This window comes from Janthinobacterium sp. NFX145 (assembly GCF_049810325.1).
Lineage (GTDB): Bacteria > Pseudomonadota > Gammaproteobacteria > Burkholderiales > Burkholderiaceae_D > Janthinobacterium > Janthinobacterium rivuli.
Genome location: NZ_CP187360.1, coordinates 1,695,518 through 1,718,408 on the forward strand (window position 1 = coordinate 1,695,518; position 22,891 = coordinate 1,718,408).

Genomic DNA, 22,891 nt, shown 5'->3' on the forward strand with positions numbered 1-22,891 from the left:
GACCTGATCGCCGGCCCGGAGTCAATCCGGTCCGGCGATTTTTTTGGCTCTGTCATCGGCAACTAGGGGAAATTCTGGAATCTTCCCTGGACTGTGCTGTCTGACTCTGCATATCAATCACGCAGGGAGCAGATCATGCGGCCAGCCGAATGGATCACCTTGATTGCGCAGTTTGCTCAGTTGAGCCAGCGTCAGCGGCAAGCAAGCATTGCCCTGCTGTGTGGCAGCGCGCCACACGACGCGACCATCGCGCTGCTGGAAAGTGTGGTCCAGCCGCGATTGGCCTGTCCCGCTTGCCATTCAGAGCACCTGCATCGGCACGGTCATGCGCACGGCTTGCAGCGCTACCGCTGCGTGCCTTGCGGACGCACCTTCAATGCGCTCACCGGCACGCCGTTGGCCCGCTTGCGCCATAAATCGCTGTGGCTCGATTACGCCGATTGTCTGCTGGCATCGGATTCCGTACGCAAGGCGGCTAGCCAACTGGGCGTGCACCGCAACACCACGTTTCGCTGGCGCCACAGGTTTTTATCGCTGGCAAAGACGGACCGGCCGCATGGCCTGCATGGCATCGCCGAGGCCGACGAGTTATATCTACTGGAGTCGGAAAAGGGATCGCGGCATCTGACGCGTCCGGCCCGCCGCCGGGGCGGCCATGCCCACAAACGCGGCATATCGAGTGAGCAGGTCTGCATCCTGATAGCGCGCGACCGCACGGGCCAGACCCTGGACTTCGTCACAGGCAAAGGGGCATTGACGAAAGCGCAGCTGCATCATTGCCTGTTACCCGTTATCGACAAGGACGTCTTGTTGGTCACCGATGGCCATGCCGCCTATCGGGCTTTTTCCAGGGAAGCGGGCATCAGTCATCAGGCCGTCAACTTGCGCGCCGGCATCCGCGTGCAGGGCGCCGCCCATGTGCAGAACGTCAATGCCTATCACAGCCGTTTGCGGCAATGGCTGGGTCCGTTTCATGGCGTGGCGACGCGCTACCTGCCGAACTACCTGGGATGGCGCTGGATACTCGACGCCAGGCGTATCCGCTCACCGGAAACGTTATTGAAAGCAACGCTGGGCGCATTCCCACATTTGACGGTGACATAGCCATTTTTTTTGCCGGCGCGCCGTCACAGTGTCGAGGGATGGTCTTGCGCGCCGGCGACGATATCGCGGCACAGGGCCGGCGCCCAGCGTCGTTCCAAGCCGGGCAGCAGGGCGTCCAGTGCAGCGTGGGAGGGCAGGGGAAGGGTGTGGTGCGGGATGGCAAGCGCCTGTTTTTTTTAACAGGGTAGCTTTGTATTTTTGCAATGTCTGTTTGATTTTGCACAGACAGCTGCTCTCGGCCACGAGTCCAGGACGTGGCCGCAGCAGCTCATGCGCTTATTTTTTTACGTAGTGCATGTCCAGCACATACACGCCCTTGTCCAGCACCACCGAGTACAGGTCGTTGCCGCGCAAGGACAGGCCGCCGGGGACGCTTAGCGCCGGTTGCATGCCTTCATCCCACATGCACGATTCGCCATTGTCCACATCGACGCACCATTGCTGCTGGTTTGCTCGCAGCACATATTTCACGGTGGTGCCGCTGCGCTGGAAGGCATAGGCCGGAACCGACGAGGTGAACTTATCGACGCGCAAGCTCGTTGCCGCCGCATTTTCCGCCAGCTTGATCAGCATATCGGCTGTACCGTCCGGCTTGCCGGTGATCTTCGCGCTCATGCCGTCCGTCGCGATCACGGGGCCGGAGCAATCGGCCTTGAAGTAGGTTTCGCCGGTTGGCGTCAGTTCCAGCGAGCCGCTGCCGTCGTTCTTGAGCGCGATGACGAGCATTTGACGGTCGTGATCGTCGCAAGCCGATTGCCACGTGCCGATATACGCGGCCAGCGGCGAGGTGGTGCCGGAATCGCCGGCAAGCTGCTGCGTGGAACCGCCGCCGCCACCGCCGCAGCCCGTCAGGAGTGCCGCGGCCGAGCCGGCCAATACTGCCAATAATGTTTTCATTCAAAGTCCTTTTTATCCGGCAGCGGTGCGTGCCGTCAACGCGGCCTGATTATAGGAGTATTAATAAGGGGAAAATCTCACCAAATCTATCGCTGAATTGATTTTGATCAAGTCGCGACAATGCGCTGAAATGGTTTGATGGACTGAAGGGGAAATGTGATGTAGCTGCTACGCATTGCGCCGACCGTGCGGCGCAATGGCTAATTCTTGGCTGATTTTATTGTTTTACATAGCGCATATCGAGCACATAAGCACCGTCTTTTTCCATTACGGTAAACAATTCGTTACCGCGCAGATAAAAGCCGCCCTTGCCACTTACTGCCGTTTGTACGCCGGTATCCGGAATGTCCGTGGTGTTGCCATTGCCATCATTGATGTGCCAATGAGGTTTGCCATTCAGCATCACGGTGGTGACGGCCGGACCCGTAATCTGGACGGTGTGGGCTGGAAGCGACGATACGACCTTGTCGATGCGGATGTCCGAAGCCGGGCTGTCCGCCGTCAGCTTGAGCTGAATATTGCCTGCGCCATCTGGCGTCGCGGTAATCTTTTCACTCGTGGTTTCCGTAAATTGCACGGGGCCGCTGCAATCGGAAGTGGCGAAGGTTTCGCCGTAGGTCGACATTTCCAAAGCGCCGCTGCCATCGCCTTTGAGGGCGACGACGAGGCGCTGGCGGTATTGGTCGTCACAAGCGGGTTGCCAAGTGCCAACATAAGCGGCCAGTGCCGGCGGAGGCGGGGGCGCGACCACCACTGGCGGAACGGGAACGACTACATCACCGCTGGCGCCATTCGCACCGCTATTCGCACCGCTATTGCCATCGCTGCCACCACCGCAGCCGGTCAATACCACCGTGCCCGATACCATTAATAATGCCAGTACTTTTTTCATGCGTTATTCCTATCAATCTTCAACCGGCTGAAAGCGTGCCGTATGCGCGGCGATATTATAAAGTACATGCGCATCTTATTTTTCTGCAATCTGAAATGGGCCGCAATAAATGGGCCGCAATACTTGTATTGAAAGTGCGGCCATTGAATGGCGGGGCGGAGAAACAGGCGGGTGCCGCGCATGGTAATGCGTGAGGCAGGTATGGAGATGGCAGATTATGAAACGCGTGCCGGCGCCTGAGCATGGCGCCGGCCGAAGCCGGAAATGTCCGGCTTAAAACTCTTCCCAGTCATCACCTGCCGGCGCCTTGGCGGGCGCGTGCTGTGTTGCTTGCGGCTTGGCAACATTCAGGCGCTTGGCTGGCGTCGGTGTTTTGGGCGTCGCGGCGCGCGGCGCGGCCGTTGCTGCTGCCAGCGCTGGCTGGCGCGTCTGCTCGCCCAACTTGAAGACGCTGACTACCTCGGCCAGATGGCTGGCCTGGTCTTGCAGGCTTTCGGCGGCCGCTGCCGCTTCCTCGACGAGGGCCGCGTTTTGCTGCGTCACGCCATCCATTTGCGCCAGCGCCTGGTTGACCTGAGCGATGCCGTCGCTCTGCTCGCTGGTGGCGACGCTGATGTCGGCCATGATGACGGTGACCTTGCGCACGCTGTCGACCACTTGCTCCATGGTGGCGCCCGCCTCATCGACGAGCTTGCTGCCAGCGGCCACCTTGCCGACGGAATCGTCGATCAGCAGCTTGATTTCCTTGGCCGCCGCGGCCGAGCGTTGTGCCAGGTTGCGCACTTCCGTGGCGACGACAGCGAAACCGCGGCCCTGTTCGCCCGCGCGCGCCGCTTCCACGGCCGCGTTCAGCGCCAGGATATTCGTCTGGAAGGCGATGCCGTCGATGACGCTGATGATGTCGACGATCTTGTTGGACGAGTCGTTAATCGACGTCATCGTTGCTATCACCTTGCCGACCACTTCGCCGCTCTTTTGCGCCACGCTGGAGGCGGAAGCGGCCAGTTGATTGGCCTGGCGTGCATGGTCGGCGTTTTCCTTGACCGTGCCCGTCAGTTCTTCCACCGAGGCGGCCGTTTCTTCCAGCGAGCTGGCTTGCTGTTCCGTGCGGGCCGACAGGTCGTTATTGCCTTGCGCAATTTCCGCGCTGGCACGGGCCACATTGTCGGCACTGGCCTGCACTTGCAGCAGCACGGCGTGGATCTTTTCCACGAAGGCGTTGAAACCCTTGCCGATGACGGCCAGTTCATCCGTGCCCTTGACTTCCAGCTTGACGCGCAGGTCGGCGTCGCCGCTGGACAGGTCCGTCATGGTGCGGCCCAGGGTGCGCAGGGGGCGCGTCAGCTGGTTGACGACGAGGATCAAAATACCGGCCGTGGCCGCCGCGCACAGCAGGGCGACGATCAGCGTGTAAATCATCAGGTCGCGCGCCGAGGCGGTGGCCACGCTTTTCGGGAAATTCAGTTCCACGCTCCACGGCGTGATGTCGGGGTGGATCTGCAGCGGCTGCAGCAAGTGGATGTAGCCCTTGTCGTCCTCGTATTCATACGCCTGGCCCTGGCGCACCTTTTCCAGGCCGGCGGCCGGCACGTCGTCCGCCTTCTTGCCCAGCCGTTCAGGCGCGGGATGGCTGGCGTACAGGCCGCCGTTCGAGATCAGGGCCAGCTTGCCGCCTTCGATCACTTTCAGGTCGGCCAGGATTTTCGCCAGGCGCGTGAGCATAAAGTCGGCGCTGGCCGTGCCCTTGAAGCTGCCGTCGATCATGATGGGCGCCACCAGCGAGGCCATCAGCACATCCTTGCCATCGACGGGGTAGATGTACGGTTCCGTAAAGTAAGTCTTGCCCGTGCGCTTGGGCACGTCGTACCAGTCGTTGGCGCCCGGTTTCGGGTCGAAGACGATGGGTTCGACTTGCAGCTTGCCGCCGGCACCGCGTGTCCAGTAGGGCATGAAGCGGCCGCTGGCGTCGTAGTTCGGTTTCTGGTTGGCGAAATCCGCATCCTTGCCGTCGAGCGCGTTCGGCTCCCACGTCACGGCCGAACCCAGCAAGTCTTCCGAGCTGGTCAACGTCGCCTTGGTCAGTTCATTGATCTGCTCGCGCTGCAGGGGCAGGCTGGCGCTTTTGGTGCCGCGCATGGCGCCGGCCAGGCTGGACACGCTGGACAGGTTGCTGGCGATGCGCGCCTGCAGCGCGCCGGCCACTTCGCGCGCCGACGTGCGCGCCAGTTCCAGTGCTGCCGCTTCGGCGCTGGCGCTGCTCTTGTAGCCGATCACGGCCGCCGTGACGCCGAGGCTGAGGATGGCGAGCGCGGTGGCGGCGACGCAGATTTTACTGTTCAGTGATAGTTGCATGAGGCTGTTCCTTGATGGGGATAGATATCGGTATCTCGGGCGTCGCGGGTAGCGCGCCTAGAAAGTTTTGCTGACGGCCAGCACGAAGCTGGCCGCGGCCGGGTTCGAGGTGTCGAACTGGCCGGCCGCATTCGGGATGCCCAGGGTGTAATGGTCGTAGGCGTCGCTGGCGCCCCAGGCGCGCGTGACGGCGGCGCTGGCGCTCCAGCCGCCGTCGAAGGTTTTGGTGACGCCCACCTTGGCATCGCGCCAGTTCCATATCGCATTGCCCGTACCCGCCACCTGGCCGTTGCCGGCGTGCAGGTTCAAGGTCCAGGCATTTCCCAGGTCGACATTCGCGCCCACGTCCAGGTAGCCCGTGCCGCGCGCATTGGTGATGCCGAAAAAGTCGCGCGTGACGGTATGGTTGTACTTGGCGTACAGCATGCGGTAGGTCAGGCCCAGCGACAGTTCGCCATAGTCGTATTTCACGCCCGTGGCGCGGTAGATGGCGCCCGGATATTTGTAATAGTAGGCCAGCACGCTGTAGCCGAGTTCGCCCAGCGTGCCGCCGTAGCCGCCGTACAAGTCCCATTCGATCGTCGCATCCTGAATGTAGCGGTCGCTGACGGTGGAAGCCCACGTGCCCAGCGACCAGCCGCTCGGGTGCGCGTAGTCGGCACCCGCCTGCAGGGCCGGCTTGCCCCAGGTCTGGCGAAAGCCGCGCGAAATGTATTGCGTGGTGAGGCTGGCATTGGCGCTGAAGGTGGCGGCAGGGCTGTCCGTGGTCTGGGCCTGCACGGGCAGGGCGGCTGCCAGCAGGAAGGCGCAGCCCAGCAACGATGAGGCGGGAAAATGGTGGTGCGATGGCATGGCAGTCAGCTCCGTATTTGCTGGCAGCGGCCGTTCAGGCGCGTTGCCCTGATGGTTGCAATAAAAATGCGGAATGGACTTTTATGGAGGCAAGGCGGCTTGCGGGCATGTTCGTCTGACCATGCACACATTCTCACCAAACGTAACTGAAAGGATAGGGGCTAGGACTAGTGGAAGTCAATAAAGTTGCGCGGCGGAAAGCGTAAGTTGTTGTTTCCTGGCACTTTTTCATGCGCCTGTCATATTGCTGGTGCGCCACGGCTGGCTGAATGTTGCAAGCTGGCCAGCAGGCCAGGCAGAGCCGCATGTAAGGCCTGCAGGTCGCCAGCATCCAGCTCGGCCTGCATTTCCACCTGGCCCGAGGGTTGGCCCCAGACGACCTGTGCGCTGAGCCGCGCGCCCGACGCGAGTCCGGTGACGCTGACCAGCAGGGCGACTTCTTCCGGGGCATCTTCGGACACTGCTTCGAGCAGGCAAGAAATGCCGAAATGATAATCCTGGAAGGCGCTGGCCGTGCCGCTGGAAAAGGCGAAGACGGAGGCGAGCGCCTGTGGTGCAGCGGCCGCAAGTGACGGCAGGGCGGCGCGAAACAGGGGCAGCAAGTCGTTTTCCAGCTGGTGTACCAGCGGATGAGTGTGGCTGAGGACGGTCATGGGCGGATGAAAGGAGTGGCGGCGCGCGATGGTAGCAGTTTTCGCCGCCGCCGGGGTCCATCGTCAGGCGGCGTAGCGGCTGGCCATGCTGGCGATGGTGTTTTTCATCTGGTCGCGCAGCGCGGCGGGCGCCAGCACTTCCACTCCATCGCCAAGGCCCAGCAACCACCATTGCAGTTCGCGCGTGCTGGGCACGGTGGCGGTCAGGTGCAGCGAGCCATCGGCGCGTTCCTGCAATTGCTGGTCCGCGCTCAGCGGCGTCTCGTACAGGTGCTCGCCGCTGCGACGGGCAAACACGGCTTCGAGCAGCAGCGGTTCGCCATCGCGGATGCCCATGGCACCCGAAGCAATATACGCATCGATGTCAAAGCCCGGCTGCGCGCGCGCGGAAAGGTAAAGCATTTCCGCCTGCTGCACGCGGTGCAGGACCAGGGTGCGCACGTCGTTGTAGTCGGCGAACAGGCAGACCAGGTAGAGCAACTGGCCGCGCTGCACGATGGCCAGCGGATGGACGGCGTCATAGCTGACGGGATTGTCGTTGTCGCGCTTCTTGTAGCTCAGCTTGAGCTGGCGGTTTTGCATCAGCGCTTCATATACGGTGCGCTGGCAAGCTTCGTCGATGTCGGGCGCCAGCAGCCGCTGCATGGGGGCGATGACACGTATCTTGCCCAGCCAGGCGGACGCGCTGGCGCGCTCGCTGGCCGCGTTCAGGGTCTGGCGCGCCGCGCTGAAATACGGCTGCATGCTGTCGAGCGTGGACGGCGGCAAGGCATGGCGCATGTGCTGTTCCATCAGGGCCAGGGTCAGCGCTGCCGGCGTCGACAGGCCCGGCATGTCCATGCGGGCCGCATTTTCCATCCAGCACCAGCCAAACGGCTTGCTGTCGACTGGATTGGTCAGCGGGAAAATCTCGGCCAGGTCGAGCAAGTCGCGCTGGATGGTGCGGATGCCGATGGCAAAGTCGATGGCCTTGAGCTTGTCGTGCAATTCGGCGACGGTGATGGTGCGTGGCGCCGGCGGTATCAGGCGCAGCATTTGCCATTGGCGCATGATGGTGGAAGGGCGGGGCGCGTGTTCAGACATGGTGGTTCCGTTCTCTTCAGTGGCAGGATGTGTACTGATAAGTACACAAGTTAACGAATGGTAACATTGATTCGATGGCAATTACAGGGTGTCCAGCATGGCTGCCCTGACGCAATTGCGCCCCGCGTGCTTGGCCTGGTACAGCAGGCGGTCGGCGGCATTGACCAGGGTGGGGGCGCCGGGCGCGGGGCTGCCGGGCGTACACGCGAGCGAGGCGACGCCGAAGCTGGCCGTCGTCCCGATGTGCTGTGCCAGGCCGTCGCGCAGGCGTTCGGCCAGGCGCACGCCGCCAGCCAGGTCCGTTTCAGGCAGGATCAGCAGGAATTCCTCGCCGCCGTGGCGCACCACGCTGTCGATGCCACGGCGCGTGGCGTTGCCGAGCAGGGCGGCAAAGTTGCGCAGCGCGGCATCGCCCGCAGCATGGCCGTGGGCGTCGTTGATGCGCTTGAAGTGGTCGAGATCGCACAGGATGGCCGTCAGGCACAGGCCATGGCGTTGTGAGCGGGCAAGTTCGGCGCCCAGCAAGTGCTCGTCGAGGTAGCGGCGGTTGTAGCAGCCGGTCAGGTGGTCGCGCACGGCCTGTTCGGCGAGGATGGCGTGTTGCAGGACCTGCGCGCGGCGCTGGCGCTGCTGGCCATGGCTGGTGCACAGGCCGGTCAGGTTGAGCAGCAGCAAGGTGGCGGCGTTGCCGGCTTGAAAGTTATCCTGCAGGCCGAGCCAGGCCAGGCTTGCCACGATGGCCAGGCCGGCGCCGGCCAGCAGGTGCCGCGTGACGCCGGCATAGGGCGCGACGAGCAGGATGCAAAAGGCGGTCGCGTGCCAGTCGGCGTCGGCGTCGCGCAGTGCATAGCAGAGCAGGAATACGAGCAGGTCCAGCGCCAGCAGCGCGGTGCCGGAGGCGGCGCTGCCAGGCTGTGCTGCGGGTGCGCGCAAGGCCCGCAGCAGCATGGCGAGGATAAGCAGGCAGCAGGCCAGGCCCAGCGGCCAGCCGGCGGGCGGCAGCAGCGCGACGGCAAAGCTGGCGCTGGCGCCGGCATGCAGCGCCAGCAAGGGAAGCGGCGCCGGCTTGCGGAGATCGTCAGTTGCATGGTGCAAATGCATGGAAACCTGTCGGATAGCGAATCGGGATCCCATTCTTGCCCGGCCCTGCGACAAGCCGCGACGCATTGCCCACCATCCTGCGTATTGGATTGGTCCTACCAGTGGCCCTTATTCGTCGCTGGTGACGCGCGTGCGCACGAAATCGATGTGGCCTTGCATGGCCGTGCGCGCCTCTTCCGGCTGGCTGGCGCAGATCGCTACGCACAGGGTGCGGTGCTGCGACAGCAGTTGCAGCGAGGTGGCCTCGTCCTGCTGGCGCAAGCCCGTGCCATTGATGGTGATGTGTTCGCGCAGCATGCCGATGATGCTGGTGTGCAAATGCAAAAACATGGTGTTGTGCGACGCCTGCGCGATGACTTCATGCAGGCGGGCATCGGCCTGCGCCTCGCCGTGCTTGTCGTCGCTGGCGCGCGCCTGTTCCAGCTCGGCCAGCAAGGCCATGATCTGCGCGCGCTCGTCGCCGCTGGCCCGCTGCGCCGCAAAGTAGGCCGTCGCCCCTTCCAGCACGCGGCGAAATTCCAGGATGTCGTCGCGCAGGGCGGGGTGGTCGGCCACCAGCTGGCTCCACGGCGACGCCATGCCGGTGCGCAATTGATCCGTCACGAACACGCCGGCGCCGCGCCGGCTGCGCACCAGGCCCCGCGCCGCCAGCCGCTGCACGGCTTCGCGCACGGTATTGCGCGAAACCGCATATTGCTGCGCCAGCAGGCGTTCGGCCGGCAGTTGCGCGCCCGCAGGCAAGCTGCCGTCCAGCAGGGCCGTTTCCAGCCGGCGCATCACCATCTCGACCCTGCCCCGCGTTTGCATGCCTGTCGCCATCGCTGTCTTCCGGTGTTGTTTTAAAGTGGTCCGAGCAATTTGAAGTGGCTCGCGGAAGCTGGAATTATGCGTGAACCGGTCATTCTTAACAACACACAGCGGCGCCGCAGCAACACACAGAGCGCCGGGGAGACACACTCATGCAGCCAGACCCGCGCCAGCCACGCCGCTATCCACCCGCACCGCTCCAGGTGTACCTGTTCGCCACCTGCCTGGTCGACCTGTTCGTGCCGCAGGCGGGGCTCGACGCGGTGCGTCTGCTGGAACGGGAAGGCTTGCTGGTGCACTATCCGCGCGGCCAGAGCTGCTGCGGCCAGCCTGCCTACAGCAGCGGCAACCCGGAACAGGCGCGTGCCGTGGCCCGCGCCCAGCTCGACCTGTTTGCGCAGCCGTGGCCCGTGATCGTGCCGTCCGGTTCCTGCGCCGGCATGATGCGCCACCACTGGCCGCAGCTGTTCCACGACGACCCCGTCGCCGGCCCCAAGGCGCTTGAACTGGCCGAACGCGTGTATGAGCTGAGCGAGTTTCTCGTCTGCGTGCTGCAGCTCGACCTGGCCGGCCTGGCTGCCGCCGGGCAGGCCGATGAAAACGTGGTGCTGCACACCTCGTGCGGGGCGCGCCGCGAGATGGGCACGCGCCTGCACGGCGTGGCCCTGGTCGACGCCTTGCCCGGCGTGACGCGCATCGAACACCAGCGCGAATCGGAATGCTGCGGCTTTGGCGGCACGTTTTCATTAAAACATCCGGATATTTCCGGCGCCATGGTCAGCGACAAGATCGCCTCGGCCTGCGCCACGGGCTGCGACCGGCTCGTTTCGGCCGACTGCGGCTGCCTGCTCAATATTGGCCACGCCGCGCAGCACCAGGGCGCGCCGCTGCCCGTCGAACACATGGCCAGCTTCCTGTGGCGCCGTACGGGAGGCGCGGCATGAGCGCGATCCTGACCGCCCGCGAACGCATGCTGGGGCGCTTGCGCGCCGCGGCTCCCACCGCGCCCGAGACGGTGGATGTCATCGATACGGCCATCGACCAGCACTATCTGGCGCGCCGTGCCGCCGCGCCGCAGTCGCCGCGCCAGCAGCTCGACGCCATGCAGGCAGCCCTGCGCGCCTCGCACGCGCAGGTCGACTGCGTCAGTAGCGATGCCTGGCCGGCCCTGCTGGCGCAGCGCCTCGGTGAACACGGCGTGCGCCGTTTGCTGCTCGATGCCGGCAGCGCCGAAGGGCAGGCCTTGCGCGCCGCCTTGCCCGCTGGCGTGGAAACGCTGTCCTTTGAGCGCCCGCTGGCGCAGTGGAAGGGTGAGTTGTTTGACACCGTCGACGCGGGGTTCACCGTCGCGCGATCCGGCATCGCCGCCACGGGCACCCTGGTCATCGCGCCCGACGCGGCCACGCCGCGCACGGTGTCGCTGGCGCCACCGCTGCACATTTGCCTTGTCTATACCAGCACCTTGCACGCGGACTTGCATGCGGCGGCGCGCGCCGAGCGCTGGGCAGACGGCATGCCGGCCAACCTGGTGCTGGTGTCCGGTCCCTCGAAAACGTCGGATATCCAGCAAACGCTGGCCTATGGCGCGCACGGCCCGCGCTGGCTGTGGGTGCTGATGATCGATGATTTATCTGCCCATGAAGGAGGCCAGCCATGAACGCCAAGCCCCTGCAATTCGTCAAGCCGGCCGACTTCCATGCGCGCGCCCGCGCCGCGCTGGACGACCCGAAACTGCGCCAGAGTTTTCGCGGCGCCATGGATTTTTTACAGGACAAGCGCAAGACGCAATTCCCCGATGGCGACGAGCTGGAACGCCTGCGCGACATCGGCGCAGCCGTGCGCCAGCACGCGCTGGCGCACCTGCCCGATTTGCTGGTGCAGCTGGAAGACAGGCTGACGGCGGCTGGCGTGCAGGTGCACTGGGCCGAGGATGGCGAGCAGGCCAACGCCATCATCCACGCCATTGCGCAGCGTAATCAGGCGACGCGCTTCATCAAGGGCAAGTCGATGGCCAGCGAGGAAATCGAGCTCAATCACTACCTGGAAGCGCGCGGCATGACGTGTTTGGAATCGGACATGGGCGAGTACATCGTGCAACTGGCCGGCGAAAAACCGTCGCACATCGTCATGCCGGCCATTCACAAGACCAAGGCAGACATCGCCGGCCTGTTCGCCGAGCACATTCCCGATGCGCCCTACACGGAAGACGTCGACAGCCTGATCCAGACGGGGCGGCGCGCCCTGCGCCAGGCCTTTGTCGAGGCGGACATCGGCCTGTCGGGCGTGAACTTCGCGGCGGCCGATACGGGCACCCTGTGGCTGGTGGAAAACGAAGGCAATGGCCGGCTGACGACCTCCGTGCCGGAGGTGCACATCGCCATCATGGGCATGGAAAAAGTCGTGGCCAAGCTCGAACATATCGTGCCGCTGTCCAGCCTCTTGACGCGCTCGGCCACGGGCCAGGCCATCACCACGTATTTCAACCTGATTTCCGGCCCGCGCCGCGCCGGTGAGCTGGATGGCCCGCGCGAAGTGCACCTGGTCTTGCTCGACAACGGCCGCAGCCAGGCTTACGCCGACGAGCAACTGCGCGCCACCCTGCAGTGCATCCGCTGCGGCGCCTGCATGAACCACTGTCCCGTCTATACGCGTATCGGCGGCCACGCCTATGGCACCACGTATCCGGGACCGATCGGCAAGATCATTTCGCCCCACTTGCTGGGACTGGCTGCGACGGCGGACCTGGCCACCGCGTCGAGCCTGTGCGGCGCCTGCGGCGAAGTGTGCCCCGTGCGCATTCCGATTCCGCAGCTGCTGGTGCGCCTGCGTACGGAGGCGAACCGCAATCCGAACGAGGAAGTGGCGCATCCGCTGCGCGGCCAGGGTGCCAAGTTCAGCCGCGGCGAAAGCCTGATCTGGCGTTTCTGGAGCGGCGCCTTCGCGCGCCCCGCCAGCTACCGTTTGTTCCGCTGGGCCGCCACGCGCCTGCGCCTGCTGACGCCGCGCGCTCAGCTGGGTTGGACGCAGCACCGCAAGCCCTTGACGCCGGCGCCGCGCAGCCTGGCCGACTTGCTCAATGCACGGGGGCAGGAAGAATAGCGCCGCTCCGCCATACCGCAAAAAACACGCTACACACAATTACATCAAAAGCCGTTTTTTCAATCAACCCGCATCCACCGGAGGAGACCCGACATGCAAACCTGGACCCAACTTTATACACCGCTCGGCAGCTTGTGGCTGTCGTCGCTGGCGGCAGCCGTGCCCATCATTTTCTTCTTTATCGCGCTTGCGGCGCTGCGTATCAAGGGACACGTGGCGGCGGCCGTCACCCTGGCGCTGGCGCTGGCCGTCGCCATCTTCGCCTACGGCATGCCCGTGCCGCAGGCGCTGGCGGCGGCCGGCTACGGTTTTGCGTACGGCTTGTGGCCGATCGCCTGGATCATCGTCACGGCCGTCTTCCTGTATAAAATCGTCGTGAAAACAGGGCAGATCGAGATCATCCGCGCCTCCGTGCTGTCGGTCACGGACGACCAGCGCCTGCAGGTGCTCTTGATCGGTTTTGCCTTCGGCGCCTTCCTGGAAGGGGCGGCCGGTTTTGGCGCGCCCGTGGCGATCACGTCGGCCCTGCTGGTGGGCCTGGGTTTCAACCCGCTGTATGCGGCAGGCCTGTGCCTGATCGCCAACACGGCGCCCGTGGCCTTTGGCGCCATGGGCATCCCCATCATCGTGGCGGGCCAGGTGACGGGCATCGACCCCTTCCTGATCGGCGCCATGGCGGGCCGCCAGTTGCCGCTGCTGTCGCTGGCCGTGCCCTTCTGGCTGGTCTTCATGATGGATGGTGTGCGCGGCGTGCGCGAAGTGTGGCCGGCCGCCCTGGTCACGGGCGCCAGCTTCGCCGTCACCCAGTATTTCACCTCGAACCATATCGGCCCTGAACTGCCGGACATCACCTCGGCCCTCGTCAGCCTGGTGTCGCTGACCCTGTTCCTGAAAGTGTGGCAGCCGAAGAATGCCAAGGTGGTCAACGCCGTCGGCGGCGGCGCCGCTGCGCTGTCCGGTTTTGGCGGCGGCGCGGGCAATGCGGACTTGCGCGGCAGCGGCAGCCGCGCCGCCTCGCCCTACACCCTGGCGCAAACGGCGCGCGCCTGGGCGCCTTTCGGCCTGCTGACGGCCATCGTCACCGTCTGGAGCCTGCCCGGCTTCAAGTCCCTGTTCGCCGCCGGCGGCGCGTTGGCCAGCCTGGTCGTCAAGATCCACGTGCCTTACCTCGATAAACTGGTGATCAAGACCATGCCCATCGTGGCGGAACCGAAGGCGTATGACGCCGTCTTCAAGCTCGATTTGCTGTCGGCCGTGGGTACGGCGATCTTGCTGACGGCCGTGCTGTCGATGTGGATGCTGCGCATGAAGCCGCGCGATGGCATCAAGGCCTTCGTCGAAACGGTGGTGGAATTGCGCCGTCCCGTGCTGTCGATCGGCCTGGTGCTGGCGTTTGCCTTCGTCGCCAATTACTCGGGCATGTCGTCCACCCTGGCCCTGCTGCTGGCCGGCAGCGGCGCCGCCTTCCCGTTCTTCTCGCCGTTCCTGGGCTGGCTGGGTGTGTTCCTGACGGGCTCCGACACGTCGTCGAACGCCTTGTTCTGCTCCCTGCAAAACACCACGGCGCACCAGATCGGCGTGTCCGACACCTTGCTGGTGGCGGCCAATACGACGGGCGGCGTGACGGGCAAGATGATTTCGCCGCAGTCGATCGCCGTCGCCTGCGCCGCCACTGGCCTGGTGGGCAAGGAGTCGGACCTGTTCCGCTTTACCCTGAAGCACAGCCTGCTGTTTGCCGTCATCATCGGCATCATCACCATGCTGCAGGCGTACGTGTTCACGGGCATGATCCCGCATTGAGCGGTCCGTAGAAGTACGTAGTAAAACTAGATGAATTGATAGTAAAACGTGCAGAGGGTCATGAAAATGACCTGATGCACTGCAGCATACCGAGGATGGCCCGGCGCAATGCCGGGTCCGCGGCGATGCCTTCCGCACCGAGGCCCGAGCCCAGTAAGGGCAGGCTGATGCAGGCCTCGTCGATCAGGCGCGCCGACATGGTGCGCACCGTTTCGCGCAGCGCCGCCTGTGCATGCGTGGCGCGCGGCGAGGCGTTCAGCAGCACCAGCGGCTTGTCGATGAACGATTCATTTCCCACCATCCAGTCCAGCGCATTTTTCATGGGACCGCTCACGCCGTGCGCGTACTCGGGACTGGCCAGCATCAGCACGTCGGCCGCGATGATCGCGTCGCGCAGGCCCGTCACGGCAGGCAAGCAGTCGGCGTCGAGATCGGGATTGAACAGGGGTAATTGCCCGAGTCCCGGATAGATGCGGATGTCGAATGGCGCTGGCGCAAGCGTGGCGATGGCGCGCAACAGGGCGGTGTTCAGCGAGGCGGCGCGCAGGCTGCCGGCGATGGCGGGGATGGTAATGGGCGTGTGCATCCCGCCTGTATAGCCCATCCTGTGCTCAAGCGCAAGGCGAGCAGGATGGCGCTATCGATGTTGCTACAGCCGTTGAGCGACTGGGGACTGCGGCAATGCTGCGTCAATCTTAACGGCTCAGACCGCTCATCCAGCTAGGCTGTGGATTGGCACGGGCCAGTTCGCGCATGCGGTATTCCAGGTCGTAACGGTCGGTCGATTCGGCCAGATACGCTTCTTCGTAAGCGCGCTCGCGGCGGTCGCTGCTTTGGTTCAGCCAGGCGCCGACGCGTTTGGCGGCGTGGACCAGGGTGGCGACGATATTGCTGTTTTGCGTGGTGTGGTAAGTAAATGCGGTAGACATGGCAGACTCCTTTAGTGGCGTGCCGCGTTGTGCTGCACTGCAATATAAGTATAGCGGTTTCAAGTTATAAGGCTACTTTTGATTTCGAATGTCAGCTATTCAATTATCGAATAATTGATGTGAAACCTGCGCAATCCGGGGCCTTTCGGGCATAATGCGGCCGCAGCAAGGTAGTTTTACTACGCGCTCGGCCTTGCGAAGATGTTGCTTTCAAACACGAGCGCTGCCGCTGCCTGGCGGCGTCCATGCAAGCGATGGGCCAGGGGAGGGCACGACAATCTTGGATAGAACAATGGAGAAAGTATGGAACACGTAAAGCAGGGGCTGGACGCATCGCGCGCACAGGCCGGCACGCAAAACAATACAGGCGCCCTGATCATTGTCACGGTGCTGTTTTTCATGTGGGGGCTGCTGACCTCGCTCAATGATGTGCTGATCCCCCATCTGCGTTCGATCTACACCCTGACGTATGTCCAGGCGATGCTGGTGCAGTTCTGCTTCTTTGGTGCCTACGCCATCGTCTCGCTGCCGGCAGGCATGCTGATCAAGAAAATCGGCTACCAGCGCGGCGTCGTCGCCGGCCTGCTGATCGCGGCCGCCGGCTGCGCCATGTTCTACCCGGCGTCCACCGGCAGCTATGCGCTGTTCCTGCTGTCCTTCTTCATCCTGGCGGCCGGCATCACCGTGCTGCAGGTGGCGGCCAACCCGTACGTGACGGAACTGGGCGACCCGCAGACGGCGTCGAGCCGCTTGACCCTGACGCAAGCGTTCAACGCGCTGGGCACCACCGTGGCGCCTGCGCTGGGCGGCATGCTGATTTTGTCGGGCACCGTGCTGACGGTGCAGCAGTTCGACCTGCTGCCGGCCGCCGAGCAACTGGCTTACCGCGCCAAGGAAGCGGCCTCCGTGCAAGGCCCGTACCTGGTGCTGGCCGCCACCCTGGTGATCCTGGCCGTGCTGTTTGCGCTGGCAAAATTGCCGAAGATTTCGCATGCCGACGATGCGGCTGCCCTGGCGCAAGATGGCAATAAAGTCTCGATCTGGTCGCACCGCCACCTGGTGCTGGGCGCGCTGGCCATCTTCCTGTACGTGGGCGGTGAAGTCAGCATCGGCAGCTTCCTGATCAACTTCCTGGGCGAGAGCCATATCGCGGGCCTCAGCCACGCCGACGCCGCCTATTTCGTCAGCTATTACTGGGGTGGCGCCATGCTGGGCCGCTTCGTCGGTTTTGCCGTGATGCGCTATGTCAGCCCGGGCAAGACCCTGGCCTTCAACGCCGCCGTCGTCATCGCGCTGATCCTCGTCGCCGTGTTCTCCAGCGGTCACACGGCCATGTGGGCATTGATCGCCGTCGGCCTGTTCAACTCCATCATGTTCCCGACCATCTTCAGCATGGCCTTGAACAAGCTGGGCGCGCAAACGGGTCAAGGTTCGGGCATCCTGTGCATGGCCATCGTCGGCGGCGCCATCGTGCCGTTCATTCAGGGCTTCCTGGCCGACCACATCAACCTGCAACTGTCCTTCCTCGTGCCGGCCGTGTGCTACACCTTCATTCTGTACTTCGGCTGGAAGTACGCCAGCATGTACAACGACAGCGCCAAGTAAGCAAGGTGGCGTGATCAAGCAAAAGGGTGGCCTCGGCCACCCTTTTTTGCATTAATGAGCGAATTGCGTGCCCAGCACGTCCTGGCATACCTCGAGCCAGGCGCGCGCCGCATGCGACAGATAGCGCCCGCTCCAGATATGCGCCACTTGCCACGCCACTTCCGGCTCGACGATGCGCACGGCCTCCAATGGCTCGCCCGCCAGGCGGTGGATGAAGGGCTCGGGCAGCAGGGCCACGCCCAGGCCCGCCGAGGCCATGGCCACCAGCCAGTCCCATTGCCCGCTCTGCGCCGCGATGGTCGGCGTGAAGCCCGCTTGCGCGAAATGCTGGCGCAGGCTGCGCGTGAGCGCGAAATCATCTTTTAACAGCACCAGCGGCAAGTCGGCCAGCGCCTTGAAGGGCAGGGTCGTGCGGTTTTTCTGGAAGGTGCCCGGCTCGGCCAGGGCCCAGATCGGATAGTTGGCCACTTCCACGGCCACGAGATCGAGTTCCGGGTCGGCCGGCAGCACCGTCATGCCGATTTCCAGCTCGCCGGCCGCCACCTTGCGCTCGATCTGCTGGCCCGTGTCTTCCTGCAGGGTCAGGCTGATATGCGGATGGCGCGCGCGGAAGGCTTTTAGTACGGGCGTAAACAGCACATTGATCATGGGCGGGATGCCGACCGTCAGGCTGCCGCGCTGCAAGGCCTGCGTGTCGCGCACTTCCAGGGTCAGCTGGCGCATATTGGCCAGCATTTCCTGGCCGTGCTGGTAGACGATGCGGCCCGTATCCGTCAGGGTCAGCTTGCGCCCGTCGCGCACCAGCAGCTGGGCGCCCACCTCGTCTTCCAGCTGGCGCACCATCTTGCTGATGGTCGACTGGGTCAGGTGCAGCGATTCGGCCGCCTGCGTAAAGCTCGACAGGCGCACGGTTTCGACGAAATAGCGCAGGGAACGGATATCCAAGAGGAGGCTCGGCGTTGGCAAAGCATGAAAATATCGACTGGATATGACGAAATTAATTCATGCCATGCATGTAGGCGGGATTTTATACTGAATCCACTTATGGGGCTGGTGTATGACAGCCATCCAGTTTGAGAATATGAGAAGATCAGGAGCATCACGATGTACGAGGACCGTATCCGCCACCCAGGCTTGCTCGGCAAAATCATGAGCGCCGATGAGGCAGCCAAATTGTTCCACAGCGGCATGCGTGTCGGCATGAGCGGTTTTACCCGTGCCGGCGACGCCAAGGCCCTGCCGCGCGCGCTGGCCGAGCGCGCCCTGCAAGACCCGCTGAGCCTGACCCTGATCACGGGCGCTTCGCTGGGCAATGGCAGCGATGGCCTGATGGCCGAGGCGGGCGTGCTGGCGCGCCGCATGCCGTTCCAGGTCGACCCTGTGCTGCGCGGCAAGATCAACAACGGTGAAGTCATGTTCATCGACCAGCATCTGTCGGAAACGGCGGAGCAACTGCGCTCGGGCAACCTGGCCGCCGTCGACATCGCCGTCATCGAAGCGACAGCCGTCACGGCGGCCGGTGCCATCATCCCGACCATGTCGGTGGGCAACTCCGCCGCCTTTGCCCAGCAGGCCACGCAGGTGATCATCGAGATCAACCTGTCCACGCCGCTGGCGCTGGAAGGCTTGCACGACATCTATATTCCGCAAAATTTGCCGGGGCGCGAACCGATTCCCCTCACGCGCGTGGACCAGCGCCTGGGCAGCACGGCGATTGCCATCGACCCGGCCCGCATCGCCGCCATCGTCATCACGGACAGCCCCGACAGCCCATCGAACGCCTTGCCGCCCGACGCGGAAACGCAAGCCATCGCCGGCCACGTGATCGCCTTTCTGGAGGGCGAAGTGGCGGCCGGACGCATGGGGCCGGAACTGCTGCCCCTGCAGGCGGGCATCGGCACCATCGCCAACGCCGTGCTGCATGGCCTGATCGGCTCGCCTTTCCGCAATATGACCATGTATTCGGAAGTGTTGCAGGACAGCGCCATTGAGCTGCTCGATTCGGGCCAGCTGGCATTCGCCTCGGCCTCGTCGATCACCCTGTCGGCCGCCGTGCATCAAAAGCTGATGGACAATATCGACCATTACCGCTCGAAAATTGTGCTGCGCCCGCAAGAGATCAGCAACCATCCGGAAATCGTGCGCCGCCTGGGCATCATCGCGCTGAACACGGCGCTGGAATTCGATATCTACGGCAACGTCAATTCCACGCATGTGTGCGGCACGCACATGATGAACGGCATCGGCGGCTCGGGCGATTTCGCGCGCAATGGGCAAGTGTCGATGTTCGTGTCGAAATCGGCGGCCAAGGGCGGGCGCATTTCCAGCGTCGTGCCAATGGTCTCGCATGTGGACCACACGGAGCATGACGTTGACGTGCTGGTGACGGAATGGGGTTTTGCCGACTTGCGTGGCCTGGCGCCGCGCGAACGGGCGCCGCTGATCATCGAGCGCTGCACGCATCCCGATTACCGCGCGCAGCTACGTGCCTATTACGACGCGGCATGCCAGCGCGGCGGTCACACGCCGCACATCCTGGAACAGGCGCTGTCGTGGCATACGCGCTACCAGGAAACGCAGAGCATGCTGGCAGCGCAGTAAATCTTCGTCAGCGCAAAGACAGGGCAGGGCGGTGCGGCACCGCGCCTGCCTTTACTTTTTCTCAGTACATGTGCAGCGCCTTGGCGCCCAGGCCCAGCAAGGCAAACGTGGTGGTGGCCTGTATGCCCATGAACCACAGGAAATGGGTGCGCATGTGCTTGCGGATGTCGCCCAGTTCCGTGCGCAGGGCGTGGCAGTCGCCGCGCAAGTCGCCGCGAAATTGCGTCAGGTCGGCACGCAGCAGCTGTGATTCGTCGTGCAATTCCGTGCGTACCTTATCGAGGCCGTCGCCAAGACGCTGTTCCAGCGTCTTGAACCATTGCCGGTCATGTTCCCGATCCGTTTCCAGTTTTGTCAGGCGCGCTTCCATGCGTACAGCATTGTTCGCGCTTTGCTGTTTGTCAAGCCGGTCCGTGGCATAGGCTTCGTTCATCTCGCACTCCTTCGCGCGAACCGCGTTGCATCAGTGCAGGCGGCATCACCCCACTGTCCGCTTTTTTGACGGGGGCAGTTTGCGCTGGATCAAACGTCAGGAAGCCGGCGCAAAGCGCAGGCGGATGCCTGTCGTGACGACGGCCAGCAAGTCGTCGATATGTGCGTTCATTTCCGGGTGCGGCGTCCATGGGTCGCCCGCATCCATGACGATGCGCAGCGACACGAGGCCGTGCAGCGATTGCCAGAAGATTTGCGTCATCGTGTGCAGTGCCGGCGGATCCTGGCGTACCTGGCCTGCTTGCGCCAGTTCGGTAAACAGGTGCAGCGCATAGGCGTACGGGTCTTGCTCGATATTGCCGTGCTCCACTTCGACGGCGTCCACTTCCGCGTGCGGACGCAGCTCCATGAAGATCAGCGAGTATTCGTCGGGATGCTGGAAGCCGTACTCGATGTAGGCGCGGCCGATCAGGCTGATGCGTTCCCATGGGTCCATGCTGGTGGCGCAGGCCGTGCGCATGGCGCGCACCAGTTCCAGCAGATCCTTGTCCATGGCCTGGGCGATCAGGGTGGCCTTGTCGCGGAACAGGGCGTACACGACGGTGGTGGAAAAGCCGGCCGCCTCGGCCACCTTGCGGATGGAGACGGCGCGCGCGCCACCCTTCTTGATGAGATCCTTGACGACGTCGATGATGTGCTCGCGCCGCGCCTGCGCCTCGCGTAATTTTCTTTCCTGAATATTGGTCAGCTTCTTGTCCACGACTCTTTCCTGGCGACTCTATGAAAGCAGGAATTATAGGGGGACGAGGGGCCGCCAATGTTTCTGGCATTGTTACAATTCAGTTTTTTGTCCGGTAGATGCGACAGTCGACCGATTTTTCGCGCTTTTGCCCGGCGCTTTTCCATCGATGCCCCGGAATGGTGCAGAAATCGCCGGGCCAGGCTTTGCGAACGAGCCCAAAGGGCGGAAAATAGCGGGATAGCTTACACTGCGTTTTTTAGCGCGACGGCGGAGCCCACGAGGCAACGCTGGAACACTTACATTCGGACGGGATCATTACATGACCATTAAAATCAGCCAGAACTTCGACTCGGGCGCCATCGACGTGGTGAGCGCCAACAGTGCCGGCGCCATCGACCTGAACTTGCGCAAGGATAGCCACGCCGACATCCACCAGTGGTTCCACTTCCGCCTGCAGGGCGCGCGGGGCCAGGCATGCACGCTGCGCTTCCTGAACGCGGGCCAGGCCACCTATCCGGCCGGCTATGAAGACTACCAGGCCGTGGCCAGCTACGACAGCGAAAACTGGTTCCGCGTGCCGACGGCGTTCGACGGCCAGGTCATGACGATCTCGCACACGCCGGAACTCGACAGCGTGTACTACGCCTACTTCGAGCCGTATTCGTGGGAACGCCATCTGCGCCTGCTGGGTGAAGTGGCTGAGCATCCGCTGGCGCGCGTGTCCGACCTGGGCAGCACGGTCGACGGCCGCGACATGAACATGGTTACCATCGGCAATCCGCAGGCGGAAAAGAAAATCTGGGTCATCGCGCGTCAGCATCCGGGCGAATCGATGGCCGAATGGTTCGTCGAAGGCTTGATCGACTCGCTGCTCGACGATGCCAACCCGATCGCGCGCAAGCTCTTGCAACGCGCCGTGTTCCACATCGTGCCGAACATGAATCCGGACGGCTCCATCCGCGGCAACCTGCGCACGAATGCGGCCGGCGCCAACCTGAACCGCGAATGGATGACGCCTTCGCTGGAGTCCAGTCCGGAAGTGCTGTGCGTGAAAAACAAGATCCACGAAACGGGCGTCGACATGTTCTTCGACATCCACGGCGATGAAGCGCTGCCGTACAACTTTGTGGCCGGCAACGAAATGCTGGAAAACTTCACGCCGGCGCAAGCGGCGCACCAGAAGGCCTTCATCGAGCGCTACAAGCAGGCCAGCCCCGACTTCCAGGACAAGTTCGGCTATGCGGCCAGCAAGTACAAGTCGGACATGCTGACCCTGGCGTCGAAATACATCGGCCACCACTTCGGCTGCCTGGCGCTGACCCTGGAAATGCCGTTCAAGGAAAACGCCGACTTGCCGGATCCAGCCGTCGGCTGGAACGGCGCGCGCAGCGCGGCCCTGGGCGCGGCCATGCTGCAGCCTATCCTGCTGTCGCTGGATTGAACGGCGTTGTTCATGGGTATCGAGATCGAGCGTAAATTTTTGCTGGCCGGCGACGCCTGGCGCGGCCTGGGCCAGCCGGTCCTGCTGCGCCAGGGCTATCTGTCGTCCGCGCGCGAGCGCGTGGTGCGCGTGCGCATCGAGGGCGAACAGGCGATGCTGACCATCAAGGGCGCGAACGTGGGTGCAACGCGCGGCGAGTGGGAGTATCCGATTCCGCTGGCCGACGCGGCCGAACTGCTCGACGGCCTGTGCGAACAGCCGCTGATCGAAAAGTACCGTCACCGCATCGAACACGCGGGCATGGTGTGGGAAGTCGACGAGTTCCTGGGCGCCAATGCGGGCCTGCTGGTGGCCGAGATCGAACTGGCCTCGGAAGACCAGGCCTTCGAGAAACCGGAGTGGATCGGCGCGGAAGTGTCGGGCGATGTCCGCTATTACAACGCGAATCTGATCCGCCATCCGTTTTCACAGTGGTGATGGTGTTGTAAATGACGTTGCAAT

General features: G+C 63.5%; 22 protein-coding genes. 9 read left to right on the top strand and 13 right to left on the bottom strand.

The features are described 5' to 3' along the window. Window positions 1–135 precede the first annotated feature (135 nt). Entirely contained in the window at window positions 136–1,104 is a 969-nt protein-coding gene (locus ACPJXG_RS07515; RefSeq protein ID WP_035823467.1) for an IS1595 family transposase, read from the top strand. Between the two features lie 276 nt (window positions 1,105–1,380). Here the strand turns inward: ACPJXG_RS07515 and ACPJXG_RS07520 are convergent, their stop codons facing one another. From ACPJXG_RS07520 to ACPJXG_RS07555, 8 genes are all read right to left on the bottom strand, one after another. Then, the gene (locus tag ACPJXG_RS07520) at window positions 1,381–2,001 is read right to left on the bottom strand and encodes a hypothetical protein (RefSeq protein WP_425253844.1); all 621 of its coding nucleotides are present in this window, start codon (window positions 1,999–2,001) and stop codon (window positions 1,381–1,383) included. A 217-nt stretch (window positions 2,002–2,218) separates the two neighbouring features. Beyond that, window positions 2,219–2,893 (bottom strand): hypothetical protein, encoded by a 675-nt coding sequence (locus ACPJXG_RS07525; RefSeq protein WP_425253845.1) that lies wholly within the window; start codon window positions 2,891–2,893, stop codon window positions 2,219–2,221. A gap of 273 nt (window positions 2,894–3,166) precedes the next feature. Continuing rightward, window positions 3,167–5,245 (bottom strand): methyl-accepting chemotaxis protein, encoded by a 2,079-nt coding sequence (locus ACPJXG_RS07530; protein ID WP_425253846.1) that lies wholly within the window; start codon window positions 5,243–5,245, stop codon window positions 3,167–3,169. A gap of 57 nt (window positions 5,246–5,302) precedes the next feature. Beyond that, on the bottom strand, window positions 5,303–6,097 hold the full coding sequence (locus ACPJXG_RS07535; RefSeq protein WP_425253847.1) for a TorF family putative porin: 795 nt from the start codon (window positions 6,095–6,097) through the stop codon (window positions 5,303–5,305). 239 nt (window positions 6,098–6,336) lie between these two features. Continuing rightward, complete coding sequence (locus ACPJXG_RS07540; RefSeq protein WP_425253848.1) at window positions 6,337–6,750, bottom strand: hypothetical protein; 414 nt, start codon at window positions 6,748–6,750, stop codon at window positions 6,337–6,339. Window positions 6,751–6,813: 63 nt separating this feature from the next. Next, window positions 6,814–7,833, bottom strand: a complete 1,020-nt coding sequence (locus ACPJXG_RS07545) for a helix-turn-helix transcriptional regulator (RefSeq protein WP_051958896.1) — start codon at window positions 7,831–7,833, stop codon at window positions 6,814–6,816. A gap of 81 nt (window positions 7,834–7,914) precedes the next feature. After that, entirely contained in the window at window positions 7,915–8,934 is a 1,020-nt protein-coding gene (locus tag ACPJXG_RS07550) for a GGDEF domain-containing protein (protein WP_425253849.1), read from the bottom strand. Window positions 8,935–9,042: 108 nt separating this feature from the next. Continuing rightward, window positions 9,043–9,741: a FadR/GntR family transcriptional regulator gene (locus tag ACPJXG_RS07555; RefSeq protein ID WP_402718997.1), complete on the bottom strand. Its 699-nt coding sequence runs from the start codon at window positions 9,739–9,741 to the stop codon at window positions 9,043–9,045. A 152-nt stretch (window positions 9,742–9,893) separates the two neighbouring features. Here ACPJXG_RS07555 and ACPJXG_RS07560 point away from each other — a divergent pair, with 152 nt between their 5' ends. The 4 genes from ACPJXG_RS07560 (at window position 9,894) to ACPJXG_RS07575 (ending at window position 14,640) form a co-directional block, all read left to right on the top strand. Further along, the gene (locus ACPJXG_RS07560; RefSeq protein ID WP_425253850.1) at window positions 9,894–10,685 is read left to right on the top strand and encodes a (Fe-S)-binding protein; all 792 of its coding nucleotides are present in this window, start codon (window positions 9,894–9,896) and stop codon (window positions 10,683–10,685) included. Further along, on the top strand, window positions 10,682–11,398 hold the full coding sequence (locus ACPJXG_RS07565) for a LutC/YkgG family protein (protein WP_425253851.1): 717 nt from the start codon (window positions 10,682–10,684) through the stop codon (window positions 11,396–11,398). Before ACPJXG_RS07560 ends, ACPJXG_RS07565 begins: the two co-directional genes overlap by 4 nt. Then, the gene (locus tag ACPJXG_RS07570) at window positions 11,395–12,840 is read left to right on the top strand and encodes a LutB/LldF family L-lactate oxidation iron-sulfur protein (RefSeq protein WP_425253852.1); all 1,446 of its coding nucleotides are present in this window, start codon (window positions 11,395–11,397) and stop codon (window positions 12,838–12,840) included. Before ACPJXG_RS07565 ends, ACPJXG_RS07570 begins: the two co-directional genes overlap by 4 nt. 93 nt (window positions 12,841–12,933) lie before the next feature. Next, window positions 12,934–14,640 carry a lactate permease LctP family transporter gene (locus tag ACPJXG_RS07575; protein WP_425253853.1) on the top strand — a complete coding sequence of 569 codons (1,707 nt, stop codon included), beginning with the start codon at window positions 12,934–12,936 and terminating at the stop codon, window positions 14,638–14,640. Between the two features lie 58 nt (window positions 14,641–14,698). On the opposite strand, the gene ACPJXG_RS07580 is transcribed toward ACPJXG_RS07575, so the two are convergent. Together ACPJXG_RS07580 and ACPJXG_RS07585 are read right to left on the bottom strand one after the other, a co-directional pair. Then, window positions 14,699–15,226: an NADPH-dependent FMN reductase gene (locus tag ACPJXG_RS07580; protein ID WP_425253854.1), complete on the bottom strand. Its 528-nt coding sequence runs from the start codon at window positions 15,224–15,226 to the stop codon at window positions 14,699–14,701. A 109-nt stretch (window positions 15,227–15,335) separates the two neighbouring features. Further along, entirely contained in the window at window positions 15,336–15,569 is a 234-nt protein-coding gene (locus tag ACPJXG_RS07585; RefSeq protein WP_080698581.1) for a DUF3563 family protein, read from the bottom strand. Window positions 15,570–15,872: 303 nt separating this feature from the next. Here ACPJXG_RS07585 and fucP point away from each other — a divergent pair, with 303 nt between their 5' ends. Further along, window positions 15,873–17,174, top strand: a complete 1,302-nt coding sequence (gene fucP / locus ACPJXG_RS07590; RefSeq protein ID WP_425253855.1) for an L-fucose:H+ symporter permease — start codon at window positions 15,873–15,875, stop codon at window positions 17,172–17,174. 51 nt (window positions 17,175–17,225) lie between these two features. Here fucP and ACPJXG_RS07595 read toward each other — a convergent pair whose 3' ends face one another. Next, the gene (locus ACPJXG_RS07595) at window positions 17,226–18,119 is read right to left on the bottom strand and encodes a LysR substrate-binding domain-containing protein (protein WP_425253856.1); all 894 of its coding nucleotides are present in this window, start codon (window positions 18,117–18,119) and stop codon (window positions 17,226–17,228) included. 159 nt (window positions 18,120–18,278) lie between these two features. On the opposite strand from ACPJXG_RS07595, the gene ACPJXG_RS07600 reads away from it, so the two are divergent. After that, window positions 18,279–19,775, top strand: coding sequence for an acetyl-CoA hydrolase/transferase family protein (locus ACPJXG_RS07600; protein ID WP_425253857.1), 1,497 nt, complete (start codon window positions 18,279–18,281; stop codon window positions 19,773–19,775). A 61-nt stretch (window positions 19,776–19,836) separates the two neighbouring features. Here ACPJXG_RS07600 and ACPJXG_RS07605 read toward each other — a convergent pair whose 3' ends face one another. Together ACPJXG_RS07605 and ACPJXG_RS07610 are read right to left on the bottom strand one after the other, a co-directional pair. Continuing rightward, complete coding sequence (locus ACPJXG_RS07605) at window positions 19,837–20,208, bottom strand: hypothetical protein (protein WP_425253858.1); 372 nt, start codon at window positions 20,206–20,208, stop codon at window positions 19,837–19,839. A 96-nt stretch (window positions 20,209–20,304) separates the two neighbouring features. Next, window positions 20,305–20,967, bottom strand: a complete 663-nt coding sequence (locus ACPJXG_RS07610) for a TetR/AcrR family transcriptional regulator (protein ID WP_425253859.1) — start codon at window positions 20,965–20,967, stop codon at window positions 20,305–20,307. Between the two features lie 301 nt (window positions 20,968–21,268). On the opposite strand from ACPJXG_RS07610, the gene ACPJXG_RS07615 reads away from it, so the two are divergent. Together ACPJXG_RS07615 and ACPJXG_RS07620 are read left to right on the top strand one after the other, a co-directional pair. Next, window positions 21,269–22,390, top strand: a complete 1,122-nt coding sequence (locus ACPJXG_RS07615) for a M14 family metallopeptidase (protein ID WP_225242032.1) — start codon at window positions 21,269–21,271, stop codon at window positions 22,388–22,390. Between the two features lie 12 nt (window positions 22,391–22,402). After that, window positions 22,403–22,867 (top strand): CYTH domain-containing protein, encoded by a 465-nt coding sequence (locus ACPJXG_RS07620; RefSeq protein ID WP_425253860.1) that lies wholly within the window; start codon window positions 22,403–22,405, stop codon window positions 22,865–22,867. The last annotated feature ends 24 nt before the right edge of the window (window positions 22,868–22,891 follow it).

Excerpts from the sequence above, each read along its gene's own strand:
- ACPJXG_RS07515 (WP_035823467.1), top strand. The coding sequence starts at position 136 with ATGCGGCCAGCCGAATGGATCACCTTGATTGCGCAGTTTGCTCAGTTG.
- ACPJXG_RS07520 (WP_425253844.1), bottom strand. The coding sequence starts at position 2,001 with ATGAAAACATTATTGGCAGTATTGGCCGGCTCGGCCGCGGCACTCCTG.
- ACPJXG_RS07525 (WP_425253845.1), bottom strand. The coding sequence starts at position 2,893 with ATGAAAAAAGTACTGGCATTATTAATGGTATCGGGCACGGTGGTATTG.
- ACPJXG_RS07530 (WP_425253846.1), bottom strand. The coding sequence starts at position 5,245 with ATGCAACTATCACTGAACAGTAAAATCTGCGTCGCCGCCACCGCGCTC.
- ACPJXG_RS07535 (WP_425253847.1), bottom strand. The coding sequence starts at position 6,097 with ATGCCATCGCACCACCATTTTCCCGCCTCATCGTTGCTGGGCTGCGCC.
- ACPJXG_RS07540 (WP_425253848.1), bottom strand. The coding sequence starts at position 6,750 with ATGACCGTCCTCAGCCACACTCATCCGCTGGTACACCAGCTGGAAAAC.
- ACPJXG_RS07545 (WP_051958896.1), bottom strand. The coding sequence starts at position 7,833 with ATGTCTGAACACGCGCCCCGCCCTTCCACCATCATGCGCCAATGGCAA.
- ACPJXG_RS07550 (WP_425253849.1), bottom strand. The coding sequence starts at position 8,934 with ATGCATTTGCACCATGCAACTGACGATCTCCGCAAGCCGGCGCCGCTT.
- ACPJXG_RS07555 (WP_402718997.1), bottom strand. The coding sequence starts at position 9,741 with ATGCAAACGCGGGGCAGGGTCGAGATGGTGATGCGCCGGCTGGAAACG.
- ACPJXG_RS07560 (WP_425253850.1), top strand. The coding sequence starts at position 9,894 with ATGCAGCCAGACCCGCGCCAGCCACGCCGCTATCCACCCGCACCGCTC.
- ACPJXG_RS07565 (WP_425253851.1), top strand. The coding sequence starts at position 10,682 with ATGAGCGCGATCCTGACCGCCCGCGAACGCATGCTGGGGCGCTTGCGC.
- ACPJXG_RS07570 (WP_425253852.1), top strand. The coding sequence starts at position 11,395 with ATGAACGCCAAGCCCCTGCAATTCGTCAAGCCGGCCGACTTCCATGCG.
- ACPJXG_RS07575 (WP_425253853.1), top strand. The coding sequence starts at position 12,934 with ATGCAAACCTGGACCCAACTTTATACACCGCTCGGCAGCTTGTGGCTG.
- ACPJXG_RS07580 (WP_425253854.1), bottom strand. The coding sequence starts at position 15,226 with ATGCACACGCCCATTACCATCCCCGCCATCGCCGGCAGCCTGCGCGCC.
- ACPJXG_RS07585 (WP_080698581.1), bottom strand. The coding sequence starts at position 15,569 with ATGTCTACCGCATTTACTTACCACACCACGCAAAACAGCAATATCGTC.
- fucP (WP_425253855.1), top strand. The coding sequence starts at position 15,873 with ATGGAACACGTAAAGCAGGGGCTGGACGCATCGCGCGCACAGGCCGGC.
- ACPJXG_RS07600 (WP_425253857.1), top strand. The coding sequence starts at position 18,279 with ATGTACGAGGACCGTATCCGCCACCCAGGCTTGCTCGGCAAAATCATG.
- ACPJXG_RS07605 (WP_425253858.1), bottom strand. The coding sequence starts at position 20,208 with ATGAACGAAGCCTATGCCACGGACCGGCTTGACAAACAGCAAAGCGCG.
- ACPJXG_RS07615 (WP_225242032.1), top strand. The coding sequence starts at position 21,269 with ATGACCATTAAAATCAGCCAGAACTTCGACTCGGGCGCCATCGACGTG.
- ACPJXG_RS07620 (WP_425253860.1), top strand. The coding sequence starts at position 22,403 with ATGGGTATCGAGATCGAGCGTAAATTTTTGCTGGCCGGCGACGCCTGG.